The organism is Ihuprevotella massiliensis, assembly GCA_900095835.1.
Classification (GTDB): Bacteria; Bacteroidota; Bacteroidia; order Bacteroidales; family Bacteroidaceae; genus Alloprevotella; species Alloprevotella massiliensis.
This window is the reverse complement of sequence record LT608321.1, coordinates 2,619,574-2,643,803: the sequence shown is the minus strand read 5'-3', so window position 1 is coordinate 2,643,803 and position 24,230 is coordinate 2,619,574. Positions and strand designations below refer to the sequence as shown.

Here is a 24,230-nt window from a genome sequence, read left to right as displayed (position 1 = left end):
AAGAACTAACGACAATAAGCTGCCAACAGGAAAATAATAGGAAGCTATCTTTTCATTAACGAGAACCACAATTACCCTCTAATTAGCTTTTGGAGTTCAATAACGAATACCACTATCACCCTCTAGTACCTTTTGAGATTCAAAAACGAGTAGCTCGTCACTCTAACGACCTTTGGGGAATCATTGGGGAGAAAAGGAGGAAGAGAACAGAAACAAACACAAAAAAGCCCCAGCCACTCAAAGGAGAGTAGCTGGGGTTTCCTATTATTAGGACAAAGGATGTGATTACTTCACTTCTTCGAAGTCAGCATCTTGGATGTCTTCATTGCCGTTTTGTTGAGCACCTTGTTGTGCACCACCTTGAGCGAAGTCAGCAGCACCAGGTTGAGCACCGCCACCGGCTTGAGCGTAAAGCTCTTGAGTAGCAGCATTCAAGGCAGCAGTAGCAGCATCAATGGCAGCAACATCTTGCGCCTTGTGCGCTTCCTTCAACTGGTTGAGCGCAGCTTCCACCTTACCCTTCACATCTGCAGGGAGTTTGTCACCATTTTCAGAGAGCATATTCTCCGTTTGGAAAATCATGCTGTCAGCTTGGTTGATCTTTTGGATACGTTCAGCCTCAGCCTTATCCGCAGCTGCGTTAGCCTCAGCTTCAGCCTTCATGCGGTCGATTTCCTCTTGAGAGAGGTTAGAAGAAGCCTCGATGCGGATGCTTTGTTCCTTACCAGTAGCCTTATCCTTCGCGCTCACATTGAGAATACCGTTAGCGTCGATGTCGAATGTAACTTCGATTTGAGGCACACCACGGCGAGCAGGAGCGATACCAGCGAGGTTGAAACGACCGATGCTCTTGTTTTGAGCAGCCATAGTGCGTTCACCTTGGAGCACGTGGATGGTCACTTCGGGTTGGTTGTCCTCAGCAGTAGAGAAAGTCTGGCTACGTTTGCAAGGAATAGTCGTGTTAGCTTCCACGAGCTTAGTCATCACGCCACCAAGCGTTTCGATACCCATAGAAAGAGGAGTAACGTCGAGGAGGACGATGTCAGACACACCGCTTTCCTTGTTGAGGATAGCACCTTGGATAGCAGCACCCACAGCCACCACTTCGTCAGGATTCACACCCTTAGAAGGAGCTTTGCCGAAGAAGTTTTGCACGAGTTCTTGCACAGCAGGGATACGGCTAGAACCACCCACGAGGATAATTTCGTCGATTTCGTTCTTTTCAAGACCAGCATCGCGGAGTGCGTTTTGGCAAGGCACGAGGCAAGCTTGGATAAGACCGTGAGCCAATTGTTCAAACTTAGCACGAGTGAGGGTCTTCACCAAGTGCTTAGGCACACCGCCTACGGGCATGATGTAAGGAAGGTTGATTTCGGTAGAAGCAGAGCTAGAGAGTTCAATCTTCGCCTTTTCAGCAGCTTCCTTCAAACGTTGCATTGCCATTGGGTCGGCAGTGAGGTCAGCGCCTTCGTCGTTCTTAAATTCTTGTACCAACCAGTCGATGATCACTTGGTCGAAGTCGTCACCACCGAGGTGAGTATCACCATTTGTAGAGAGCACTTCAAACACACCGCCACCGAATTCGAGGATTGAAATATCGAAGGTACCACCACCGAGGTCGAACACCGCAATCTTCATATCCTTGTTGGCTTTGTCCACACCATAAGCGAGGGCAGCAGCCGTAGGTTCATTTACGATACGCTTCACTTCGAGACCAGCGATTTGACCAGCTTCCTTAGTAGCTTGACGTTGAGAGTCAGAGAAGTAAGCAGGCACGGTAATCACCGCTTCAGTCACTTCTTGTCCGAGGTAATCTTCTGCAGTTTTCTTCATCTTTTGGAGTATCATTGCAGAGATTTCTTGTGGAGTGTAGTTGCGACCGTCGATCGCCACACGAGGAAGACCGCCATCGTTCACCACTTTATAAGGCATACGACCGACTTCTTTTTCCACTTGGCTGAAATTCTCACCCATAAAACGCTTGATAGAGTAAACCGTACGTTCAGGGTTTGTGATTGCTTGACGCTTAGCGGGGTCGCCCACTTTGCGTTCACCATCGCCAACAAAGGCTACGATAGAAGGAGTAGTACGCTTACCTTCGCTGTTAGCGATAACCACAGGTTCGTTACCTTCAAAAACGGAAACACAAGAGTTGGTGGTTCCGAGGTCAATACCAATAATTTTTCCCATAATAGTATATTCTTTTTTTTGTTATTCAAATTGGAGTTTTCACCACACGCATAGCATTATCCTCGAGAGAGGAAGTGCAACATTCGGTTTTGATTGGAAAATCTCCGATGTCGGCGCTGCGATGGCGTTACGCCCCTATTATTGCAAGCCACGTGCCAAAAAAGAAAATGCGCTTTGCTGCATTTCCTCTCTGACATCTTGTCATAAATTTGTCATAACCACCGCACGCGCATACGATTTTACGTGCCAGTTTACGCTACTTTTCATAGATTGGTTCGGCACGCCATCGCCATCGCTGGGCAACAACTCCCCACCTTTCTCCATCCTTTCATCTTAAATACCCAAAAAAACAGAGGTTAGAATGTTAATGGCGAAGGGCAAAAATGGAAACTTTTTGCTCCATTCTAGGAAGATACTCAGCGCTTTCTCCCTGTTTCTATTCGGTTGCTCGGCACTTCTCTGTCAAAACATGGGAAGTTCTCTCTATTATCTACGACCTTTTTCAAATTATCTCCGACGTTTTTCAAATTATCTCCGACGTTTTTCAATTTCTGTCGGACAAAATTTCTTCTTTGTCGGACAAAATCGCTCCTCTCTAGGCGCTTTTTTCAACAATATCCGAACTGTTCTCTCCAAAAACACCTTTTTCATAGCGAAAACACTCGATTCTTACGTCATTTTCTAATCGCTGAGAATCGCGTAGTGGCGCCCAATCCTCCAGTGACTTCGATTTGCGCGTTAAATGGAGGGACGTGAAATGCAAAATTTCCCAAACTTCTACATCGATATTCCCTTTGTTCTCCTCCGTTTTCACCCCCATCTTCGAGCAATATCCCAAGGCGATGCGCACTCTGGGCATCATCCCCTGGAGAAAGACAGTGTTCAAATGAGCTTTCTGGTTTGTTTGTTTGCCTATGTGGGGCATTGTCCGTAACTTTGCGCGCACATTATTATATAATACGTCGCGGCTACGGCCAACGCCAACCCATATCGTCAGGGTAGCTTGCGCACAATTTCCCTGCGCACCACCCTCGTCTTGACGCCCGCTGCCCACATTTCTGCTCATTCCTATGTCCTACACGATAGCACAAGCTGCAAAAATCATTGGCGCTTCCATTGATGGCGCAGCCCATCCCGACATTCCTGCACTAGACGCCCCCATCGATTGGTTGCTCACCGATAGTCGCTCCCTTGCTTTCCCCGAAACTTCTCTTTTCTTTGCCTTTCGCACAGCCACTGGCGACGGACACCGCTACATCCCTGCGCTACTCCAGCGCGGAGTTCGCAATTTTGTGGTCAATGACGACTACAACCTCGAGACACTCACAGCAGATGGCGCGCAACCTCTCGAAGACGAAGTCCATTTTCTCCGTGTCAAATCGCCTCTCCACGCATTGCAGCAGTTGGCAGCTGCCCACCGTGCGCAGTTTTCGCTGCCCGTTGTCGGCATCACGGGGTCGAATGGTAAGACGATTGTCAAAGAATGGCTCTATCAACTCCTTTGCCCATCCGAACAAGTGACACGTTCGCCCCGATCTTTCAATTCTCAGATTGGCGTTCCCCTCTCGGTGTGGTTGCTCAATGCGCAAAGGCGCATCGGCATCTTCGAGGCTGGCATCAGTCGCACGGGCGAAATGGCACGTTTGCGCGACATCATCCAACCCACGCTTGGACTCATCACCAACATCGGGGCTGCACACGAAGCCAACTTCTCCAGTATGGAGGAAAAATGCGCAGAGAAATTGCAGCTCTTCACCCATTGCGAAGCCTTAGTATACTGCGCCGACGATGCCCTCATCGGGGCAACCCTCGACAAAATGAGATTTTCGGGTAAGCGCATCACGTGGTCTAAACAAGGCAAAGCAGCGCAATATCGCTTCTCCACCCACATACTTTCGGACTGCACGGAGATTTCGTTCCAAATTGCGGAGGTTGCACCAGATGGTTCTTACGTTTTCAGTCAGAACCAAGAGAAATACCAGTTTTTCATCCCCTTCACCGACGAAGCCTCCATCGAAAATGCCATCCACACAGCAGTGGTGGGACTACAACTCGGAGTTACGCCCTCACAACTGGCACTGCGCATGCCCAATCTCCAATCGGTGGCGATGCGCCTTGAGGTGAAAGCTGGTGTGCGTGGACTGACGCTCATCGACGATGCCTACAATGCCGATCTCACGTCGCTCGACATTGCCCTCGATTTCCTACATCGTCGCAAAGAAGCACACCATAAATCTGTGCTTGTGTTGAGCGATTTTCAGCAAACGGGCATGCCCGCTGGCGAACTCTATCAGCGTGTGGCGACACTCATTGCATCGCGTCCTGTGGACAAAGTCATCGGCATCGGCCACGAAGTGGAACGTTTACAAGCCTTGTTGGATTGTCAGGTGGAATGCTTCGACCATACCGATGATTTTCTCGCAAGTTCTTGCCTTGCTTCGCTTTCTGATGCCGTGGTGCTCCTCAAAGGTGCACGCGAATTTGCCTTTGAGCGCATTGCCGACGAACTCCAACTCAAGGTGCACGAAACGACTTTGGAAATCAATCTATCCGCACTTGCCGACAATGTGCGCTTCTACCGCTCGCACCTTCGTCCCGGCGTGAAACTCACTTGTATGATCAAAGCCGGAGCTTACGGTTGTGGTAGCGTGGAGGTGGCTCGAACGCTGCAAGACCTTGGCGTAGATTATCTTGCCGTGGCGGTGGCAGACGAAGGTGCGGAACTCCGAAAAGCGGGTATCACTGCCGGAATCTTGGTAATGAATCCCGAAATGAGCGCGCTCCATACCTTGTTTAAGTATCGTCTTGAACCCGAAGTCTACAATTTCCGCCTACTCGATGCGCTTATCGCAGCAGCACGCCATGAGGGCATCACGCAATACCCCGTGCATATCAAGCTCGACACGGGCATGTGTCGCCTGGGTTTCAATCCTGAGCACGACATTCCCGCCGTGATTGAGCGTTTCCGCCACCAACAAGCCCTGCGACCTCGTTCTGTCTTCTCGCACTTTGTGGGGAGCGATAGTTCCGATTTCGACGAATTCTCGGCACAACAGTTTGCGCGCTTCGATCGTGCGTCACTCGAACTCCAAGCGGCATTCCCCCATCTCCTACGCCATATCTGCAACTCCGCAGGTATAGAGCGTTTTCCCGAACGTCAACTCGACATGTGCCGTTTGGGACTAGGACTTTATGGCATCGACCCCATCGACAATCGCACCCTCGAACACGTGGCTACCTTGCGCACCACGATTCTTCAGATTCGTGAAGTGCCTGCTGGCACGAGTGTGGGCTATAGTCGCAAGACCATTGTGCAACGTCGCTCGCGCATTGCTGCCATTCCCATTGGTTATGCCGATGGCTTGGACAGACACCTTGGCAACGGGCGCGGACATTGCCTGGTGAATGGACATCCTGCTCCCTATGTGGGCAACATCTGTATGGATGTTTGTATGATTGATGTGACGGATGTGCCTTGTCGCGAAGGGGATTCCGTAGAAATCTTTGGCGAACACCTGCCGGCTGCCCAACTCGCGGAATGGCTCGACACCATTCCCTATGAAATTCTCACCTCCGTCAGTGATCGCGTCAAGAGAGTCTTCTTTGAGTAATGCTCTTCTTTGTCATTTAATCTAGGTGGTCTAACAGCTGCGAGGTTGCTCCGCACATGATGGTGAGGGGCTCTGTATCTTCACAGAAACGCTTCGCGACCCCTCCCTTAAACACGTAATTTTCGTTGCCTCCTTGGGCACGCTCTTATCTACTTCTATGGATTTGGAGTGCCACAAGGAGGCTCCATCCTGCCTGCTCCCACGGCAATACTTCCAACACATCTACTCTTTTTCAACGACAACTCGCTTACATGGTCTTTTCTGATCTCTTTTTTCTCTTCGTCTTTCTCCCTAGTTGTGCCATTCTTTATCTTTTGGCAGGGCTGATCGACCGAAAATCCTTACAACCCAACGGACGTCCGGTCAACACCTTCAAGAATGCCGTACTCGTGTTGTTCTCACTCATTTTTTATGCGTGGGGAGAACCTGTCTACGTGTTTCTGATGCTGGGTTGCGTGCTTTGGAACTATCTGGGCGGTCTTGCGCTCATCCGTTTTGAACAATACCGCGGTTTTGCGCTCTTCCTAGGTGTTGTCGGCAACTTAACCATCCTCGGCACGTTCAAATATGCCGGTCTTATTGCCGACACTTTGACCAGTTTAGGCATCCCCGTGGCGAACCCTCACATCGCTTTGCCCATTGGCGTGAGTTTCTACACGTTTCAATCTATGTCTTATCTCATCGATGTGTATCGACGTGAGAGTCCTGTGCAGAAATCATTCGGTAATCTCTTGCTCTATGTGTCGATGTTCCCTCAACTTGTGGCAGGTCCCATCGTGCGCTACAGCACCGTAGCAGCGCAAATCCAAGACCGCCGCGTCACTGCCCACGATTTTGCCGAAGGGGTCTATCGTTTCCTCATCGGACTAGGCAAGAAAGTGATCCTTGCCAACCAGTTCTCCGAAATTGTTTCGCAGTTCTTAGGCGGCAATCTCCAGCACCTCACCACCTCTGGTGCGTGGTTAGGCATCTTGGCATTCACTTTCCAAATCTATTTCGACTTCTCGGGCTACAGTGACATGGCGATTGGCATGGGACGTTGTCTAGGTTTCCACTTCAACGAAAACTTTTCGCATCCCTACATTAGCCGAAGCATCACCGAATTTTGGCGCAGATGGCACATCTCTTTGGGAAGTTTCTTCCGCGACTATGTCTACATTCCCCTCGGTGGCAATCGTCGCCACCAATCGCTCAACATCTTGGCAGTGTGGTTCTTGACAGGTCTTTGGCACGGTGCGAGTTGGAATTTCGTCCTCTGGGGCATGTATTTCGGTATCATCGTGATGTTAGAGAAATATACCCTTCTTCGTTTCATCCATCGTGTGCCGCGTGTGCTCCTCCATGTCTATAGTCTGCTGCTCATCGTGGTGGGTTGGGGCATCTTCTACTTCGACGATTTCAACCGCCTTGGACAGTTTTTCCACACCCTAGTGGGAGGAGCGAGCGAACTGCACAGTTTCATCACCACAGGTGCTGTGTTCGACCATTTTTGGTTGTGGATCGCAGCCATCGTCTTGAGCATGCCGCTTCGTCATGGCGCACAATGGCTCACCGCTCGTGCCTTGGGAGGTGAATCTTCAGGCGCGTATGCCGTGGTTGTGACCCTCGGCAGGGTGGCACTCTCCGTGGGCATCCTTGCCCTATCCGTAGCGTTGCTCGTAGGCGCCACGAACAATGCGTTCATCTATACCAGATTCTAAACTTACATTGTCCTTTTCTACCTCAGACTCTTGTTTTTCTCATGCGATATTCTCGTTTTTATCTCCTCATCGTTGGGCTTGTCTTTGCCGCCTTTGCCGTGGTCTTCGACACCTTCCCACGCAGCACCTTTTCGCCTCTCGAGAAGCGCGATCTTGCCACCTTCCCTTCCTTCACTGTGGACCGCCTACTCTCGGGGGCATTCACCAAAGAAATTTCTACTTGGTTCAGCGACAGCGAGCCTTACCGCGACCATTTCATGCAAATGAGCATGGAGACGAAACATGCACTCTCCCTCAATCGCGGTGAAGAAAATGTGACCTTCCATGCTGCCTCTCCTGACTCTTCAGAACTGGCGTCCAACGATGCAGCTGCCAACTCTCACGATCCTGAGATGCAGCAGTATGAAAACCACACTGCCGACGAGAATGCGAAGATTTCCAACGCAGGTATCATCGTCACGGGTTCGGGAAAAAATGTGCGCGCGCTCATGGCTTTTGGCGGAAGTAGCAAGGGCTGTGTGGGATATGCCCAAGCTTGCAACCTCTACCAACAAACTTTTGGCAAGTCGGTCCAAGTGTATTGCTTGCTCATCCCAACGGCAGTGGAATACTATTGTCCAGAACAGGCAAAACGTATTTCGCGCCCTCAATATCCTACAATTCGCAGCACCTATGCTTTGCTCGATCCTGCTGTGAAATCGGTGGATGCCTACACGCCTCTGGGAAAACACGCTCAAGAAGACATCTATCTCCGCACCGACCATCACTGGGCTCCCCTCGGCGGCTACTATGCTGCTGAAGCCTTTGCCAAAACTGCGGGCGTGCCCTTCAAAGACCTCTCACACTACGACCGAAAAGTGGTGCGCAACTATGTGGGTAGCATGTATGGATATGCCAAAGACGTGGCTATCAAGAACGCACCCGAGGACTTTGTCTACTACGTTCCTAAAGGCGTCACCTACACCACCACCTACACCGACTATCAAGTGGACAAAAACTATCGCGTCACTGCCGAAGGAAAGCCGCACAATGGGGCATTCTTCCAGCACTACCGCGATGGACACCCCGGAGCTTACTGCACTTTCATGGGAAGTGACCAACGCCTCACTGTGGTGCGCACCTCTACTCCCTCGAAGCGCCGCCTGCTCATCATGAAAGACAGTTTCGGAAATGCCATTCCTGGCTATCTCTTCTTCAGCTTTGGCGAAATTCACGTGGTAGATTCTCGCTATTTCCTCAAGAACATGAAGGACTATGTGACGCAAAACAAGATTACCGACATCCTTTTTGCCAACAATATCTTCAAGGCTTATTCGCCCAATATCTATAAGTCTTACCTGCGCTTCCTATCGCAGCACGGAGGGGCTCCTACTGCCGCACCTGCAACGCCTGAGAAGAGTGCGCCAAAAACGGAAAAGCCTGCCTCTACTTCTCCGAAGAAGAGTCCTGAAAAATCCCCTAAACCAGCAGCAGAAAGCACGACTACTCCAAGTGAAATGTCAGTAGTTTCGACCAAGGAATAGGATTCCTCTCGAAAGAATTGCCACTTCCCACGCAATGTGCTCCTTTCTCTATGAATCAGCTTACTTTTTTCGATTATACTTATTAATGAGTATTGTCTGTTTTCTCGCTATATCGTAACTTTGCACTGCAATTAACCAACCTATATCTTCAAGTTTTTCCTCTGGAATTTGCTTGAGAAAACCATAAATTATGAAGAAATTTACTTTTAGTCTATTGGTAGCTCTCGCGCTTCCTCTCGCAACGCAAGCACAACGTGCCGTACGATGGACCGTAGGTGTCACCACGCCTATCGTCAGCAGTGCGCCAACCGCTTTCCAATATATAGGATTCTCCGTCAAAGCATCCTATGAAAAAATCAAGAATGTGGAATTGGGTCTGGCTGTTTCTTCGGAGGCGCACACGCGAGGCATACAATATTATAATTATTATTCCCCCACCTTTGATGCTCAACTCGGAGCTCCCAACGAAGTACGCGTAAAAGCCTCTTCGGTGTTGGCGTCTCTCAACGGAACCTATCGCTGGCAACCCGAAAAGACTGTTTCTCCTCTTGCTGGTGTGACCGTAGGTGTGTCTAACGATTCCTATGGTAATCATAATTTCAGTAACGACCAGAGCACATGGAACGCATTTGTGGCTCCACATGTGGGCTTGATGCTCTGGCAACACCTCGACGTGCGCTTCTCCTACTACGTAGCACCCAAAGATTTCAATCGCGGTATGCTCTCCGTAGGCTACAAGTTCTAAACGAAACTCTGTAAACATAGCCCTCAAGTAGGACTTTTCTCCATGGGGCTTCGTGACTCCCCATAAAACTCCCCGAGTATGGCTTTTTTCTGAACCATACTCGGGGACTCTTTTTGCCTAACTTGCACTCTTTCCTTAGGAATCTTGTTTTCCTACTTTACCAACTTTCAGAAGATTCCTTCGTTTCCATCGCTGCCCTATCCGCTAGAGGAGAAGATTCTCTCCTAAGAGACAACCGAAACATTCTGAAGGTGCAGCCTCTCTTCGCGGACGTGATCACTACTACTCTCTAAAAGTGCAATCTCACTTCACGAACGTGATAGCCTCTAATCTCTGTAGATGCAACCCCACTTCACGGACTTTACAAATCCTCTCTCCGACTTTCCAGAGCGAACGACACAAAAAAATTAATGGGACCTCCACTTATTAGCGGTGTCCCATTAACCAACACAAAAACTAAACTAGACTTAACTAAACTATTTTCTCGTTATCATCACGACAACTACTTAGTGCAAATTTAGGAAATTAATGATGACAAGCCAAGGATTTTTTGAAAAAACCGAACTTGCAGTGTCGATTTTAACAATCTACACGGAACATCCTATGAAGAATAGGGCAAAAGGTAGAAAGCATAAGCAGTGATCTTACGTTTCATGTAAAGAGTTCCCCCCCAGAAAGCTACGAGGCTTATGGCTCAAAACGTACTGTTTTTTGCACCAGATAGGCATCTGCCAGTGTGAGGGCTGCCATAGCCTCCACAATAGGTACGGCGCGCGGCAAGACGCAGGGGTCGTGTCTGCCACGAGCGTCGAGCGTTGTGGCTTCGCCATTCACATCAATCGTGCTTTGAGGTTGAAGGATGGTGGCAACTGGTTTGAAGGCTACACGGAAAACAATGTCTTGTCCATTGGAAATGCCACCTTGTATGCCGCCACTGTGGTTAGTGGCTGTGGTGTATCCAGGAAGGAAGCTGTCGTTTTGTTCGGATCCTCGCCAAGAACTTCCGGCAAATCCTAATCCATATTCGAAGCCCTTGACCGCATTGATGCTGAGCATCGCAGCGCCCAAACGAGCATGGAGCTTGCCAAAAGCGGGATCCCCCCACCCTGCTGGCACGCCTTGCACCACACACTCGATCACTCCGCCGATGGTGTCGCCTTCTTCCTTCACTTCCATGATGAGAGCCGCCATCTTTTCTGCCATGTCTGCATCGGGACAACGCACGGGATTTCGCTCGATTTCAGAGAAATCCAACTGGTGATAGTCGGTGTCGAGCACGAGCGTGCCTACTTGTCGTGTCCAAGCGGTGATGCTCACGCCTAAAGCACGCAAGAGGAGTTTGGCAAAAGCGCCACCCACCACACGAGCTATCGTTTCGCGTGCAGAACTTCTCCCACCACCACGATGATCTCTCACCCCATATTTGGCATGATAGGTGTAGTCGGCATGCGAAGGACGAAAGAGTGAGCGCATATTGTCGTAGTCCTTGGAGTGCTGATTGCGATTGCGCACGATGAAGCCAATGGGACATCCAGTGCTCTTGCCTTCAAACACGCCAGAAAGTAGCTCAACTTGATCATCTTCTTTGCGAGAAGTGGTGAGTGGACTCTGACCGGGTTTGCGACGTTGCAGTTCGCTTTGGATGAAATCTTCGTCGATGACGATGCCCGCTGGGAACCCATCTAGCACGCCTCCGATGGCGCTACCATGACTCTCCCCGAAAGTGGTGAGACGAAGGTATTGACCGAATGTATTCATTTTTAGAGGTTAGACGTAAGACATTAGACGTAAGAGGCTCGTATATCCCTTTATGCTCGCCGCTCTATGGCTCGGTGGGTTAGAATTTCTAGAATATCGAGAAATACTAGTACGTCTAGAAAACTAGAACATCTAGAAATCTAGATAAAAAAAGCAGCAAGTCGGACTTTGCGGAACGTATCCGTGAAGTCCGACTTGTGGAGTTTTTAGGGATGAGGTACCGAATGTTCTACTGCTGCTTCCTATCATTCTCTAGAGTTCGCCCTGGAAAGCTCATGATTTATCCATGAAAACGCTCAAGGCTTCTCCGTGACGATGGAGGAAACAACGGAGTTATTCAGCACGACATTGGCTTAATTATGATGATGTCCGCCGCAAGCGCAACCTTCTTCACCATGTTCGTGGTGATGATGCTCGCCGCAAGCGCAACCTTCTTCACCATGTTCGTGGTGATGATGCTCGCCACAACCGCAGCCACCTTCGCCATGTTCGTGATCGTGGTCGCAACCACAGCCACAACCTTCACCAGACATCATGTTGAGCGCACCTTGAATTTCTTCGTTGCTTGCCTCACGAGCCTTTTCCACCTTGCCTTCGTAGTGGAGAGTTTTACCAGCCAAGGGGTGGTTTAAGTCGAGCACCACAACGTCTTCTTTGACTTCGAGCACAAGACCATCGAAGCGCAAGCCATCTTCATTGACGAGAGGGAGCACAGCTCCTGCATAAATAGTGTCAGTGTCGAAACGACCATTCACCACAAAGGTTTGTTTGGGCACTTCAATCACATGTTCTTCCTCGTAAGGGCCATAAGCGTCCTCAACACTCAGCGTGAACTCGAAAGAATCTCCTTCGTTCAGGTGCGCTACTTGGCTTTCGAAGGCCTCCAAAGCCATGCCCAGCCCAGAAATAAACTGAAATGGGTGCTGCGCAGGGGCTTCTTCTACGATTTCTCGCACGCCTGCTTCGTTGTCCACGAAGAGTTGGTAGGAAACTGCAATGTAACGATTTGAACCCGTAGGAAATTGGGTGGTTTCTTGTAGATTATTCATATTGGAAATGTTGTTGCTTTAAGAGCGATTTAATAATATATGAGCATTTATATCGGAGAGAGCACGCCTAAATGTGCTCAATCTATCGATGTATTGGGAAGATCTTCTCCAGAAAGTAGGAAGTAAACGCAGAAATCACAAGACTTCTAAGCGCAAATCCACAGCCAACTTCTTGAAGGCTTCGTTTTTCTTGAGCATCTCTTGGAATATCTCTCTAGGAGAATAGGCACGGGGTTTGGCATTCACCGCAGTGTTGACAACAAACTTCACCACTACGTCGTCATTTTTCAGACCTTGACGCAGATATTGTGTGAGCGCAGGCAACACCTGTTGGAGATAATTGGCAGCGGCTGAGTTTTCCACCATCCCTTCTACCAAATTATTTTCCTTCAACTCAGGTAAAATGATTTTCAAACGCCCAGACTCTGCCCCCTGTCTTGCAGGAAGTTCGTTGGCAAATCGCAACCATTGATAGCGCAACTCTTCGATCGTAAAGGGTTCGTGGCGCTTTTCTGTTGGCGCAACGGCTATGTTCTGTGGTGCCACGCCTTCTCCGCTAGCGCCTTGCGCCGTGGCATGGGCACCTTCCGCAGCATTAGGCCGTGGACGACGCGTGAGTGACACCGTTTGCAAACGACTTTGGTCGAATTGACTTTGAGCATTGCCCTGAGCTCTTGCACCTGCGTTGCCATTTGCAGCGACAGTCGGAGCAGAAGGGCGGTAAGCAGTGGGAGCTTCTGCGACACCAGCGGGCAAAACAGGCGAAGCAGTGGGAGAAACCGCTGAATGTCCCGAAGGCATAGCGGACGCAACTTGAGGAGCTGCCGAGGGCTGAGCCTGGCGCTGCGGAGCTGCACCCACCGCAGTGGTAGGCGCTAGCTGAAAGATGGGAAGGAGGCACTTTTTAGGGCGACGCCCGGAGCCTGCTGCTTCGTCTTCTTGCAAGATTTGTGCCACTTGAATGAGCGTAAGTTCGACCAACAGCCGCTTATTGGGCGCAGCACGATAAGCCATATCGCAGTCGTTGCAGAGTTTCAACGCACGATAGAGGAAACGCGGCGTGCAACGCTGTGCCTGTTCTGCGTATTGTTGGCGCACCGTCTCCGCAACTTCCAGCAAAGGAAGGGTTTGCGCATCACGACTCACCAAGAGATCGCGGAAATGCGCGGCAAGTCCGCTCATGAAATGCCCACCTTCAAAACCTTTTGACAGAATCTCGTTGAGCTTCATCATTGATTCCGAAATCTCCCCTTTGACCAAATGGTCGGTGACAGCGAAATAGTAATCGTAGTCGAGCACGTTGAGGTTGTCGATGGTGGCTTGGTAGGTGATGTTGCCTCCCGTAAATGATGCCACTTGATCGAAGATAGAGAGCGCATCTCTCATACCACCATCAGCTTTTCGCGCAATAACATTGAGCGCAGCTTCCTCATATTGGATGCCCTCTTGCTCTGCCACGTGCTGAAGATGGCGCACCGTGTCGCCCACCTCCATACGATTGAAGTCATAAATCTGACAACGCGAAAGAATCGTGGGAAGAATCTTGTGCTTCTCCGTAGTGGCAAGGATGAAAATCGCATGCGCTGGCGGTTCCTCCAGAGTTTTGAGGAACGCATTGAAAGCGGCTTGCGAAAGCATGTGCACCTCGTCGATGATAAACACCTTGTAACGTCCCACTTGTGGGGGAATCTGCACCTGATCTATGAGTTCTCGGATGTCATCTACGGAGTTGTTGGAGGCGGCATCGAGCTCATGAATATTATATGAGCGACCTCCGTTGAATGCTACGCAACTTTCACAATGATCACAGGCTTCTCCGCTCTCAGTGGGCGTGAGACAGTTGATTGTTTTTGCGAAGATGCGCGCAGAAGTAGTCTTACCCACGCCACGAGGTCCGCAGAAAAGATAGGCATGTGCCAACTTTCCTGTAGCAATCGCATTCTTGAGCGTAGTGGTAAGCGCACTCTGTCCCACCACACTATTGAAGTTGGTTGGACGATATTTACGAGCCGATACAATGTAGTCTGACATAACGTGCTAAGTTTGCTACAAAGTTACAATTTTCCTACGGATAAATCAACAAGTAAGGGCGATGAACCCACGTCCATCGCCCTATTTTTTTGCGTAAGTATCAAAGGTGCGTCACCGAATTTCAGATTTACGAAATACCGATTGCCGACACCGCACCTAAAATGCTGATATCTTCCCTTGGGGAAAGGTTATTTTTCCTCGATCACTTCCACGATTTCTTCGCCACCTTCCTTATGCTTGCCCAAATACTCGGGAAGATTCATTCCAGCTTGTTCGAAGAGATCGGAGAGAGGAGGCACAGACTTGAGCAGACCACTGAGGAAATTGGCAGTACTTCCTTTGCCATCAGCAGACTGACCGCCATTGTCCCAAACCGTCACCTTGTCGATGTTGATGCCCTTGATAGCTTCCACTTGAGTGCGTACGAGTTCTGGGAGCTTTTCGAGGAGCAAAAGGGTGTAAGCCTTCGTAGCATCGCCACCGGCAGCCTGAATCATCTTGTCATATCCTTGAGCTTGGCGCGTGAGAATCTCATAAAGACCCTTTGCCTCTGCTTCCATCTTAGCAAAAATAGCGTCAGCTTCACCACGTGCTTGCACGCGCTTCTGTTCTGCTTCGGCTTCAGCCTCGATAACAACGCGTTTCTTCTCCACTTCTTGTGCCACAATCACGTTGGCTTGTTGAGAAGCGCGCTCGCGCTCTGCACGCGCCAACTCAGCTTCGCGCTCTGCAGAATAGGCTTCTTCCAAAGCTTTTGCCTGCGCCACCTTTTCGGCTGCCACAGCTCTACGACTAGCTTCAGCTTCTTTCTCACGGCGCAAGGCGTCAGAATTGGCAATCGATACCTTAGCTTCGTTTTCTCCGGCAATAGCTTTGGCGTTTGCTTCAGAAGTACGGATGCGCGTTTCCTTTTGTGCCTCAGCACGACCGATTTCACCAATCTTTTCTTGTTCTGCCACGCTAACTTTTGCCTCGTTGATGGCCTTAGCCGCAGCTTCTTTTCCCAAGGCTTCGATGTAACCACTCTCATCTTTGATGTCGGTCACATTGACATTGATGAGCTTGAGTCCGATTTTCTTGAGCTCAATCTCCACGTTGGTCATGATGTTCTCTTGGAATTTGTCACGGTCGCTGTTGAGTTCCTCGATAGACATAGAAGCAATCACCAAGCGCAACTGACCAAAGAGGATGTCGCGCGCCATTTCTTGGATGTCATTGGGCGTGAGTCCGAGCAAACGCTCCGCAGCGTTGTTCATAGACTCGCCTTCTGTAGAGATACCCACGGTGAATCTGCAAGGCACGTCCACACGAATGTTCTGACGTGACAAAGCATTGGTGAGGTTAGCTTCGATGGAGATGGGCGTAAGACTGAGATAAGCGTAGTCTTGCACGATGGGCCATACGAAAGCACCGCCTCCATGCACACATTTTGCCGAGCCTCCGTTAGAGGTTGTTCCGTAGATGACCAGAATTTTGTCGGAGGGGCAACGGCGATAGCGGTTGAGCAAAGCGGCAAGAAGGATGAATCCTGCCAAAACCCCGATAATGGGAAGGAGTAATGGTTCCATATTTTATGATTTTAGATATTAGATACGAGGGAAAAATCCTTAATTTCAGCCTCATCCGTGGGAGGATTACAGCGAATGTGTCACCATTTCCACGTAGGGACGAAGGAAAGGATAGCGATAATCAATGCACCTCATAGACATCGTAGGCAGCACGGTGCGAGTAAAAATCCAAGCAAAGATTTAGGTTCACAGCAGACTGCCACATTTTGTCTTAGGCACGCTCCACGCGCACGGTAGCATCGTCTATGGCTTCCACAATGTGCACTTTAGCACCGGTGGGAATGTCCTCTGCACTAGCATTGAAAGCCTGGAGTTCGTGGAGAGAACCTTCGTAGCTCACCATGACCTTACCACTCTTGTCGGCATCTGCTGGGATGCGAAGGTAGACATCGGCAGTGTATCCCACGATTTTGTCTGCATGGAAGGTATTGTCTTGCGAAAGCATCAGCACTTGTTTGAGCAACAACCAAGCGCCCAACATGAAGAGTGCGCCAATGCCCAACGAGATTAAGGCTACCGCCCAACCATTTTCAAAGAGAGGAGCTAGAATCACTCCGCTCCAGCCGAAGCCCAGTAGGAAGCAAGCCACCGTTTTGACGGAAACCAAAGCCAGACCATCCACGTCGAATGCCACATCACCTCCACCAAAGTCGGCATCGGTGTCGAAACCAACGAACAACAAGATGGTTTGTATCGTAAAAACTAAGCTCGAAATAATGGCAATTCCCCAATAGATATAATACATGGGGGCGAGAAGAAACTGTTCCCAAAGGGAGTTATCAATAGTTGTCATGGTGTTTATTGTAATAATGATACCACGAAATTACAGACTCTTGGGCAATTCTCCAAATGTTCTGCAATAATTCGGAACATTATTCTCACAAATATGATATAGAATGATGCTTTTCTCTAGATTTAAATGGTAAATCTCACATTCGCGCCTCCTAATGAAGACACAAAAAGCACGAATTTAGCATCAAATTTCAGCGATAAGGGCAAAAAAAATGGGATACCACTGTATCCCAACCTTGTTAACCTTAAATCTAATACTATGAAAAACACATTGCAAAAATAGAGTTTTTCTTCATCACCTCCAAGAAAAACGAATAAATTCTGCAAGAAAATTTCATTTTACAGCAATTTTGCTACTTGAAAACTAGCAAAAACACCCTAAAACATCCATTCTGCACTGACTTCCCCTCCAAGAAATAGCTAGATAGTCCGCTTGCGCAGGTCGCATCTTTCGCAGGATATAGGGTAATGTCCCTAATTGCCCCACCCTCATTCCACAAACTAGCAGATTTGAAGCCTATGCACCAGAGAACAAAGCTCAACAAACTATGGAATTTAGGGCTGAAAAGTACGTTTTCTCCTATCTTATTCCACGAATATCGGAGAGAACAAACCAAAACGTGGGAGATTTCCGAAAAAACGTGGGAGTTTTTCCAAAAAATGTCGGAGATTTTCTGAAAAACGTGGGAGAATTTTTGAAAAACGTGGGAGTTTTTTTTCGGTATGTCCGACATTTTCTTTTTTCGCTCCTTTTTCGGGGGCAAAACTAGGGATTTTTCTTCCCCATCCTACGAGGTTACAGATTATATATAAGGAACGCCATCCGGCGATAAAGTAGCACAGAAGAAAGACGCTATGAACTTCACAGCATGCGTCCAGCTTACTCCACACAGCATAGCGGATGGGCAACCAACTATCCAGGAGAGTTCTCCATTGTCTACCGAGAGAAAGGAGAAACAAGTGGACAATGGGGTGCGGAAATAGGGGCGCTCGATTAAGTTTCAGCGCATTATCTTTGCCGTTCGCCGAGAAAGTGGTAAATTCGCACATTGATAGATTGGCTTGCTATGGACTTTCGGCAAGGGAAGACAGCAGAATGTTCCCACAGGGTGGCTCATCGACAAAAGAACCACCGCGATTTTACCACCAAGCAGCACAGTCGCACACAAAAATAAGACTTAATCGGTCTTTCAATAAAGACAACAATTATGGCTTGTATCCTACATATCGAAACCTCCACCACGGTGTGCTCGGTGGCGGTGTCGGAAGATTCCCAAGTGATTTTTGAGCAACACACGCTCGAAGGTCCTTCGCACGCCACTGTGCTCGCTCCTTATGTGGACGAAGCACTGAGTTTCATCGAGAGTCACGCGATTCCTCTTGATGCCGTAGCCATTTCGGCTGGTCCTGGTAGTTACACTGGACTCCGCATTGGTACTTCCGTGGCAAAAGGTGTGGCTTACGGGCGCAATGTCCCCTTGATTTCTGTGCCTACTCTCAAAGTGATCACCGTGCCCACCCTACTCTTCGACGATGAAATGCCCGAAGATGCACTCCTCGTGCCTATGATCGACGCACGACGCATGGAGGTCTATGCAGCGGTCTATGACCGTGCCCTCCGCCCACTGCGTGAGGTGCAGCCCGACATCGTCACTGCCGACACTTACAAAGAGTGGTTAGACCGCGGTCCTGTGTATTTCCTCGGCAATGGTGCGGAGAAGTGCAAAGAAGTGATTGATCATCCCAATGCGCGCTTCGTCGACAACGCCCACCCCTTGGCGAAATATATGGCACCCTTGGCAGAAAAGGCATTCCTCGAAGGAAAGTTTGAAGATTTAGCCTATTTTGAGCCCTTCTATCTCAAGGACTTCCAAGCCTCACAACCTAAAAAACTCCTGTAACACTGCGATGCTCTACAACACTCAACTGGAACCTCTGCGCATGAAAGCCTATGGCCGCGAAGTGCAACTGATGGTGGATCATGCTCTCTCCATAGAAAACCGCGCAGAACGCCAAGCCTATGCACAACGCATCATGATGGTGATGAGAGCTGTGGCGCAAGTGACCAACCCCACGCAGGAGGAAAACGAAAAATTGTGGAACCATTTGGCACAACTCTCGAACTATCAACTCGACATTGACTATCCTTGCGCCATCGAACCCCACGAAGAACAACAGCGTCCTCCACGCTTGCCCTACTCTCAACAGCATCCGCGTCTGCGACACTACGGTGTTTTGGTGGAAAAGCTCCTAAACCAAGCTGCAGACAACGAGGATGCCGAACAACGACGCCTCCATATCGTAGCTGCTGCAAAGCGCATGCGCGAAAAACTCTATGAGGTGCGTGGCGATATGCCCGACAATGAGCGCATAGCCCACGACATTGAATTCCTCACACGCGGACGCATCACGCAGCAAGAAGCGACCTCGCTGATTTCTTAATCCTACATCCTCTCAACTCCTTCCCTCCCGTATGGCTTCATTCCTCATCGAAGGCAACCATCGTCTCCAAGGCGAAATATTCCCCCAAGGGGCAAAAAACGAAGCACTTCAAGTGATTTGCGCCACTCTTCTCACTGACGAAGAGGTGCGCCTGCAAAACGTGCCCGACATCTTGGATGTTAACAACTTGATTCTCCTATTGCAAGACATCGGAGTGAAGGTGAAACGTAATGCCCCTGGCGACATCACCTTCCAAGCCGACAGTATCAACTTGGAATATCTCCGCACCGAGGAGTATTTAGAACGCTGCTCTTCGCTCCGCGGTTCGATATTGACCATCGGACCTTTGGTGGCGCGCTTTGGCCATGCCGTAGTGAGCAAACCTGGTGGCGACAAAATCGGACGTCGTCGCCTAGACTCTCACTTCTACGGCCTACAATGCTTAGGCGCTTCCTTCACTGTCGATGCCGATCATCAGTTGTTTGAAATCAGTGCTGATCACCTGAAGGGAGCGTATATGCTATTGGACGAAGCGAGTGTCACAGGTACTGCCAATATTCTCATGGCGGCTGTGATGGCTGAGGGAACAACTACGATTTACAACGCTGCTTGCGAACCCTATATCCAACAACTTTGCCACATGCTCAACCGCATGGGAGCAAACATCTCGGGCATCGCGTCCAACCGTCTGACGATTGTGGGCACCAAGCTTTTGCGCGGGGCTACTCATCGCATACTTCCCGACATGATCGAGATTGGTTCGTTCATCGGCATGGGAGCGATGGTGGGAGATGGGCTGACCATCAAGCAAGTTTCTCTGCGCGACTTGGGCATTATCCCCGATGCCTTCCGCCGACTCGGCATTAAAATTGAGGTGCAAGGCGACGATTTGTTCATCCCTGGCGGACAACGCTACGAGGTTGAGTCGTTTATTGATGGTTCTCTTATGACATTAGCCGATGCGCCTTGGCCCGGTCTTACCCCCGACCTCCTTTCTATTCTCATCGTTGTGGCAACACAGGCGAAGGGAAGTGTGCTTTTCCACCAAAAGATGTTTGAGAGCCGTCTCTTCTTCACCGACAAACTCATCGACATGGGCGCGCAGATCATCCTCTGCGATCCCCACCGTGCGGTGGTGGTTGGGCACAATTTCGAGCATCAACTCCGTGCGCGCCGCATGTCTAGCCCAGACATCCGCGCAGGCATCGCACTCCTCATCGCTGCCCTTAGCGCAGACGGCACAAGCCGCATAGACAATGTGGAGCAAATCGACCGCGGATATGAGCACATCGAACAACGTCTTAACGCGCTTGGTGCAAAGATTACACGCATCTAAAAGGAAGTTTTTCGGCTTTCCTCACGCATTGTTACAGACTCCCTCACACATTATTATATATAAGGCGTAATCTATCCTCCATACTCTCGCCTTTCTCCATCCTCTTTCTTCCACCTATTCTCAATGATTACCCCAGAAGAAGTATTTCAAATCGGTCGCATCACACGCACACACGGCATCCACGGCGAAGTGGAACTGCAATTTACAGACGACATCTTCGACCGAGCCGAGGCGGAATACCTCGTTTTGCGCATCGACGGGCTGTTTGTACCCTTTTTCTTCGAAGAATATCGCTTCAAAAACAATGAAGCGGTGATTATTAAGTTTGAGGAGGTGGAAGATGACGCAGCAGCGCGCCAATTGGTCGGACTTTCTGTGTATTATCCCCAACAATTTGTGGACGAAGAGGAACATGATGAGATCAACAACCTACAAGCCTTCACTGGTTTCAGCCTTCTTTTGGTGGACGAAGCCAATACCACCGAAGAACAGTTGGCGACATACGAACTGGGCTCCATCGTTTCCGTCAATACCTCCACGGCGAACACCCTTCTCACCGTAGAAACCGAAGAAGGCGATGAACTTTTGATTCCGCTTCACGATGATTTCTTGGTGGACTATAGCGTGAAAGACCGTTATTTGCTGTTGAATTTACCCGAAGGCATCCTAGAACTCAACGCTTGATGCCGACAGACGAACTATGAAAAGAATAGCAATACTTGGTGCCACTGGTTCGATTGGCACGCAAACTTTGGACGTCATCCGCGAACACCGCGACAAATACGAGGCTTATGCCCTCACCGCTGGAAGCAACTCGGATTTGCTCATCCAGCAAGCGCGAGAGTTTCAGCCCGAAGTGGTGGTGATAGCCGACGAAAGTCAATATGAAAAGGTTAACGCTGCCTTGTCCGACCTCCCTATCAAGGTGTGGACGGGTGCAGAAGCCCTTTGCGACGTGGCGCGTCTCCAAGATGTGGACACAGTGGTCACAGCTATGGTGGGATTTGCCGGACTTCGCCCCACCATCGCTGCGATAGAAGCGCATAAAACTATTGCACTCGCCAACAAAGAGACGTTGGTGGTGGCAGGAGAACTGATTACCGAGCTCGCCGTTCGCGAGCGCGTGGCAATTCTTCCCGTAGACAGCGAGCACAGTGCGATATTCCAATGCCTAGTGGGCGAAGATGGCAATGCCATTGACAAAGTGTTGCTCACCGCTTCTGGCGGACCTTTCCGCAAATTCTCCCTCGAACAACTCCAAACCGTCACAGCGGCACAGGCTTTGCAGCATCCGAATTGGGAGATGGGTGCGAAGATCACCATCGACAGTGCGACGATGATGAACAAAGGCTTCGAGATGATCGAAGCAAAGTGGCTTTTTGGTCTCACTCCCGAACAAGTGGAAGTGGTGGTACATCCCGAGAGCATCGTGCACAGTGCCGTGCAACTGGCAGATGGCTGCGTGAAAGCTCAGATGGGATTGCCCGATATGCGCCTGCCCATCCAATACGCGCTCTCATTTCCCCGACATGACAGCCTAAGCGGTGCGCGACTTGACCTCACCGCTTTGGGAAGTCTCACCTTTGAACGCCCAGACTTCGAGCGTTTCGACTGTTTGCGCATCGCGTATGAGGCTGCCGCCATCGGAGGTAATATGCCCTGCATTGTCAATGCAGCGAACGAAGTGGTGAATCTCGCCTTCCGTCAAGAGCGAATCGGCTATCTAGACATTGCGCGCCTCATTAGAAAAGCGATGCAAGAAGCCACATTCGTGCAGAAACCTACGTTGGATGACTATTTCCAAACAGATGCCGAAGTGAGAAAGTTGGTAGAGGCGATGATTCCCTAGCCAAGAAGCTGCCATTTTCTCCCATGGTCCAGCCACACAATTCCTATAAACAAGCAATTCAATCTCAATAGCAATCTATTCTTCTCATGGAAGTATTCCTTATTAAAGCCCTTCAACTCATCTTGAGTATCTCGATTCTCGTGGTATTACACGAAGGCGGGCACTTTTTCTTTGCCAAAGTGTTTGGCATTCGCGTACATCGCTTCAGTCTTTTCTTTGATTTCTGGAAAGGCGGTAAGAAGAAAGCACTAAAACTTGGTCGTTGGGGCAACACAGACTTTGTCATTGGCTGGCTCCCCTTCGGTGGATACGTAGAAATCGCCGGTATGGTGGACGAAAGCTCCAATGCCGATGCAGTGGCAAAGGAAGAAGCCAACATTCCTGCCCACGAACTTTTCAAGAACAAGCCAGCTTGGCAGCGTCTTCTTGTGATGGTGGGTGGCGTATTGGTGAACTTCCTCGTGGCACTCTTTATCTATGCTATGCTCCTCTGGGTAAATGGCGAACAGCGCATCCCACTCAAGGGCATCACTCACGGCATGTCGTTCAACACGGAAGCCAAGAAACTCGGATTCCAAGACGGTGATCTCATCACGGGCGTGGACAGCAAGACTTACACTTACCTTGACCACGTGGCGATGCTCCGCGATTTGGGCGATGCTCACACCGTGCACGTGCTCCGCAATGGAAAGAACGTGGACATCAACATCGATGGTCAGTTCGATTTGCTCAAAGCCTTGAAGCAACAACCTCCCTTCGTCGCGCTCACCCTTCCTTCTATCGTGGACAGTGTCTTGGCAGAAAGCCCCGCAAAAGCCGCTGGTTTGCAAAAGGGTGACACCATTATTGCCATGAACGGTCGTGAAGTCAGCACATGGAACGAGATTGACAATCTGCTTTATCCCATCCAAGACCAAATTGCTGCGGCAGAAGGCAAGCCCGTTGACGCAAAACTCTTGCAGACTACGCTTGTAGTTAAGCACGCTGTCCAAGATACGGCAAAAACTCTCGCAGCTACTGCCGACACCCTCCGTTTTTCACTCAACGCAGAAGGAAAAATGGGCGTAACCAAGCACAATGTCTTTGCGGATTATCCCACTGAAACCATCCACTATAGCTTCATTGAGTCCATTCCTGCGGGCATTTCTCACGGACTCTCCGTGCTGAAGGGCTATGTAAGCGACTTGCGCTATCTCTTCTCCGCAGACGGTGTGAAGAGCGTCGGTTCTTTTGGAGCCATTGGTAGCCTTTTCCCCTCAGCATGGAACTGGACTGCTTTCTGGAATCTCACAGCGTTCATCTCATTGATGCTAGCGTTCATGAACTTCCTCCCCATCCCCATGCTCGATGGTGGCTACATTTTCATCACACTCATTGAGATGATCACTCGTCGTCGCCTATCCGACAAATGGATTGAGCGCGTAAACACCGTAGGATTCTACTTCGTTCTCGGTTTGATGGCCCTAGGCATCTTCAACGACGTCGTACGTTTCATCTTCTAAATCACCCATCAATCAAAGGTGCGTGGGAATTTCCTCCTACGCACCTTTGCCTTTTTAGAGCAACGACAGGAAGATACGCCACATTTTCTCCATTTGCTCTGCACAGAGAAGCCTCATCCCGAGGAAAATTCTCC

At 49.7% G+C, this 24,230-nt stretch carries 18 protein-coding genes; 11 read left to right on the top strand and 7 right to left on the bottom strand.

What is annotated here, in order from left to right; all coding sequences use genetic code 11:
• Positions 1 to 285: 285 nt before the first annotated feature.
• Positions 286 to 2,190: a molecular chaperone DnaK gene (gene dnaK / locus BQ2633_RS10650; protein WP_075566997.1), complete on the bottom strand. Its 1,905-nt coding sequence runs from the start codon at positions 2,188 to 2,190 to the stop codon at positions 286 to 288.
• Between the two features lie 595 nt (positions 2,191 to 2,785).
• Positions 2,786 to 3,256 carry a hypothetical protein gene (locus BQ2633_RS10645; protein WP_075566994.1) on the bottom strand — a complete coding sequence of 157 codons (471 nt, stop codon included), beginning with the start codon at positions 3,254 to 3,256 and terminating at the stop codon, positions 2,786 to 2,788.
• 4 nt (positions 3,257 to 3,260) lie between these two features.
• On the opposite strand from BQ2633_RS10645, the gene BQ2633_RS10640 reads away from it, so the two are divergent.
• From BQ2633_RS10640 to BQ2633_RS10625, 4 genes are all read left to right on the top strand, one after another.
• Positions 3,261 to 5,801 carry a bifunctional UDP-N-acetylmuramoyl-tripeptide:D-alanyl-D-alanine ligase/alanine racemase gene (locus BQ2633_RS10640; RefSeq protein WP_075566992.1) on the top strand — a complete coding sequence of 847 codons (2,541 nt, stop codon included), beginning with the start codon at positions 3,261 to 3,263 and terminating at the stop codon, positions 5,799 to 5,801.
• Between the two features lie 251 nt (positions 5,802 to 6,052).
• Positions 6,053 to 7,501: an MBOAT family O-acyltransferase gene (locus BQ2633_RS10635; protein WP_075566990.1), complete on the top strand. Its 1,449-nt coding sequence runs from the start codon at positions 6,053 to 6,055 to the stop codon at positions 7,499 to 7,501.
• Positions 7,502 to 7,542: 41 nt separating this feature from the next.
• On the top strand, positions 7,543 to 9,024 hold the full coding sequence (locus BQ2633_RS10630; RefSeq protein WP_075566989.1) for a DHHW family protein: 1,482 nt from the start codon (positions 7,543 to 7,545) through the stop codon (positions 9,022 to 9,024).
• A gap of 190 nt (positions 9,025 to 9,214) precedes the next feature.
• The gene (locus BQ2633_RS10625; RefSeq protein WP_075566987.1) at positions 9,215 to 9,769 is read left to right on the top strand and encodes an outer membrane beta-barrel protein; all 555 of its coding nucleotides are present in this window, start codon (positions 9,215 to 9,217) and stop codon (positions 9,767 to 9,769) included.
• 687 nt (positions 9,770 to 10,456) lie between these two features.
• Here the strand turns inward: BQ2633_RS10625 and aroC are convergent.
• The 5 genes from aroC to BQ2633_RS10600 form a co-directional block, all read right to left on the bottom strand.
• Complete coding sequence (aroC, locus tag BQ2633_RS10620; RefSeq protein WP_075566986.1) at positions 10,457 to 11,527, bottom strand: chorismate synthase; 1,071 nt, start codon at positions 11,525 to 11,527, stop codon at positions 10,457 to 10,459.
• 353 nt (positions 11,528 to 11,880) lie between these two features.
• The gene (locus BQ2633_RS10615; protein WP_075566984.1) at positions 11,881 to 12,576 is read right to left on the bottom strand and encodes an FKBP-type peptidyl-prolyl cis-trans isomerase; all 696 of its coding nucleotides are present in this window, start codon (positions 12,574 to 12,576) and stop codon (positions 11,881 to 11,883) included.
• A gap of 135 nt (positions 12,577 to 12,711) precedes the next feature.
• Entirely contained in the window at positions 12,712 to 14,607 is a 1,896-nt protein-coding gene (locus tag BQ2633_RS10610; protein ID WP_075566983.1) for a DNA polymerase III subunit gamma/tau, read from the bottom strand.
• A gap of 188 nt (positions 14,608 to 14,795) precedes the next feature.
• Positions 14,796 to 16,175, bottom strand: coding sequence for a flotillin family protein (locus BQ2633_RS10605; RefSeq protein WP_075566981.1), 1,380 nt, complete (start codon positions 16,173 to 16,175; stop codon positions 14,796 to 14,798).
• Positions 16,176 to 16,386: 211 nt separating this feature from the next.
• On the bottom strand, positions 16,387 to 16,968 hold the full coding sequence (locus BQ2633_RS10600; RefSeq protein ID WP_075566979.1) for a hypothetical protein: 582 nt from the start codon (positions 16,966 to 16,968) through the stop codon (positions 16,387 to 16,389).
• A gap of 868 nt (positions 16,969 to 17,836) precedes the next feature.
• On the opposite strand from BQ2633_RS10600, the gene BQ2633_RS11625 reads away from it, so the two are divergent.
• The 7 genes from BQ2633_RS11625 (at position 17,837) to rseP (ending at position 24,096) form a co-directional block, all read left to right on the top strand.
• Positions 17,837 to 17,965 (top strand): hypothetical protein, encoded by a 129-nt coding sequence (locus BQ2633_RS11625; protein WP_346048631.1) that lies wholly within the window; start codon positions 17,837 to 17,839, stop codon positions 17,963 to 17,965.
• A 210-nt stretch (positions 17,966 to 18,175) separates the two neighbouring features.
• On the top strand, positions 18,176 to 18,868 hold the full coding sequence (gene tsaB, locus BQ2633_RS10590) for a tRNA (adenosine(37)-N6)-threonylcarbamoyltransferase complex dimerization subunit type 1 TsaB (protein ID WP_075566975.1): 693 nt from the start codon (positions 18,176 to 18,178) through the stop codon (positions 18,866 to 18,868).
• Between the two features lie 7 nt (positions 18,869 to 18,875).
• Positions 18,876 to 19,409, top strand: a complete 534-nt coding sequence (locus tag BQ2633_RS10585) for a DUF4290 domain-containing protein (protein WP_075566973.1) — start codon at positions 18,876 to 18,878, stop codon at positions 19,407 to 19,409.
• 31 nt (positions 19,410 to 19,440) lie between these two features.
• Positions 19,441 to 20,745, top strand: a complete 1,305-nt coding sequence (gene murA, locus BQ2633_RS10580) for a UDP-N-acetylglucosamine 1-carboxyvinyltransferase (RefSeq protein WP_075566971.1) — start codon at positions 19,441 to 19,443, stop codon at positions 20,743 to 20,745.
• Positions 20,746 to 20,868: 123 nt separating this feature from the next.
• On the top strand, positions 20,869 to 21,429 hold the full coding sequence (rimM, locus tag BQ2633_RS10575; protein ID WP_075566969.1) for a ribosome maturation factor RimM: 561 nt from the start codon (positions 20,869 to 20,871) through the stop codon (positions 21,427 to 21,429).
• A 16-nt stretch (positions 21,430 to 21,445) separates the two neighbouring features.
• Complete coding sequence (locus BQ2633_RS10570) at positions 21,446 to 22,594, top strand: 1-deoxy-D-xylulose-5-phosphate reductoisomerase (protein WP_075566967.1); 1,149 nt, start codon at positions 21,446 to 21,448, stop codon at positions 22,592 to 22,594.
• A gap of 86 nt (positions 22,595 to 22,680) precedes the next feature.
• Positions 22,681 to 24,096, top strand: coding sequence for an RIP metalloprotease RseP (gene rseP, locus BQ2633_RS10565; RefSeq protein ID WP_075566966.1), 1,416 nt, complete (start codon positions 22,681 to 22,683; stop codon positions 24,094 to 24,096).
• Positions 24,097 to 24,230 lie beyond the last annotated feature (134 nt).

Coding starts and splice junctions, on each gene's coding strand:
- dnaK (WP_075566997.1), bottom strand. CDS start 2,190: ATGGGAAAAATTATTGGTATTGACCTCGGAACCACCAACTCTTGTGTT.
- BQ2633_RS10645 (WP_075566994.1), bottom strand. CDS start 3,256: ATGAGCAGAAATGTGGGCAGCGGGCGTCAAGACGAGGGTGGTGCGCAG.
- BQ2633_RS10640 (WP_075566992.1), top strand. CDS start 3,261: ATGTCCTACACGATAGCACAAGCTGCAAAAATCATTGGCGCTTCCATT.
- BQ2633_RS10635 (WP_075566990.1), top strand. CDS start 6,053: ATGGTCTTTTCTGATCTCTTTTTTCTCTTCGTCTTTCTCCCTAGTTGT.
- BQ2633_RS10630 (WP_075566989.1), top strand. CDS start 7,543: ATGCGATATTCTCGTTTTTATCTCCTCATCGTTGGGCTTGTCTTTGCC.
- BQ2633_RS10625 (WP_075566987.1), top strand. CDS start 9,215: ATGAAGAAATTTACTTTTAGTCTATTGGTAGCTCTCGCGCTTCCTCTC.
- aroC (WP_075566986.1), bottom strand. CDS start 11,527: ATGAATACATTCGGTCAATACCTTCGTCTCACCACTTTCGGGGAGAGT.
- BQ2633_RS10615 (WP_075566984.1), bottom strand. CDS start 12,576: ATGAATAATCTACAAGAAACCACCCAATTTCCTACGGGTTCAAATCGT.
- BQ2633_RS10610 (WP_075566983.1), bottom strand. CDS start 14,607: ATGTCAGACTACATTGTATCGGCTCGTAAATATCGTCCAACCAACTTC.
- BQ2633_RS10605 (WP_075566981.1), bottom strand. CDS start 16,175: ATGGAACCATTACTCCTTCCCATTATCGGGGTTTTGGCAGGATTCATC.
- BQ2633_RS10600 (WP_075566979.1), bottom strand. CDS start 16,968: ATGACAACTATTGATAACTCCCTTTGGGAACAGTTTCTTCTCGCCCCC.
- BQ2633_RS11625 (WP_346048631.1), top strand. CDS start 17,837: ATGCGTCCAGCTTACTCCACACAGCATAGCGGATGGGCAACCAACTAT.
- tsaB (WP_075566975.1), top strand. CDS start 18,176: ATGGCTTGTATCCTACATATCGAAACCTCCACCACGGTGTGCTCGGTG.
- BQ2633_RS10585 (WP_075566973.1), top strand. CDS start 18,876: ATGCTCTACAACACTCAACTGGAACCTCTGCGCATGAAAGCCTATGGC.
- murA (WP_075566971.1), top strand. CDS start 19,441: ATGGCTTCATTCCTCATCGAAGGCAACCATCGTCTCCAAGGCGAAATA.
- rimM (WP_075566969.1), top strand. CDS start 20,869: ATGATTACCCCAGAAGAAGTATTTCAAATCGGTCGCATCACACGCACA.
- BQ2633_RS10570 (WP_075566967.1), top strand. CDS start 21,446: ATGAAAAGAATAGCAATACTTGGTGCCACTGGTTCGATTGGCACGCAA.
- rseP (WP_075566966.1), top strand. CDS start 22,681: ATGGAAGTATTCCTTATTAAAGCCCTTCAACTCATCTTGAGTATCTCG.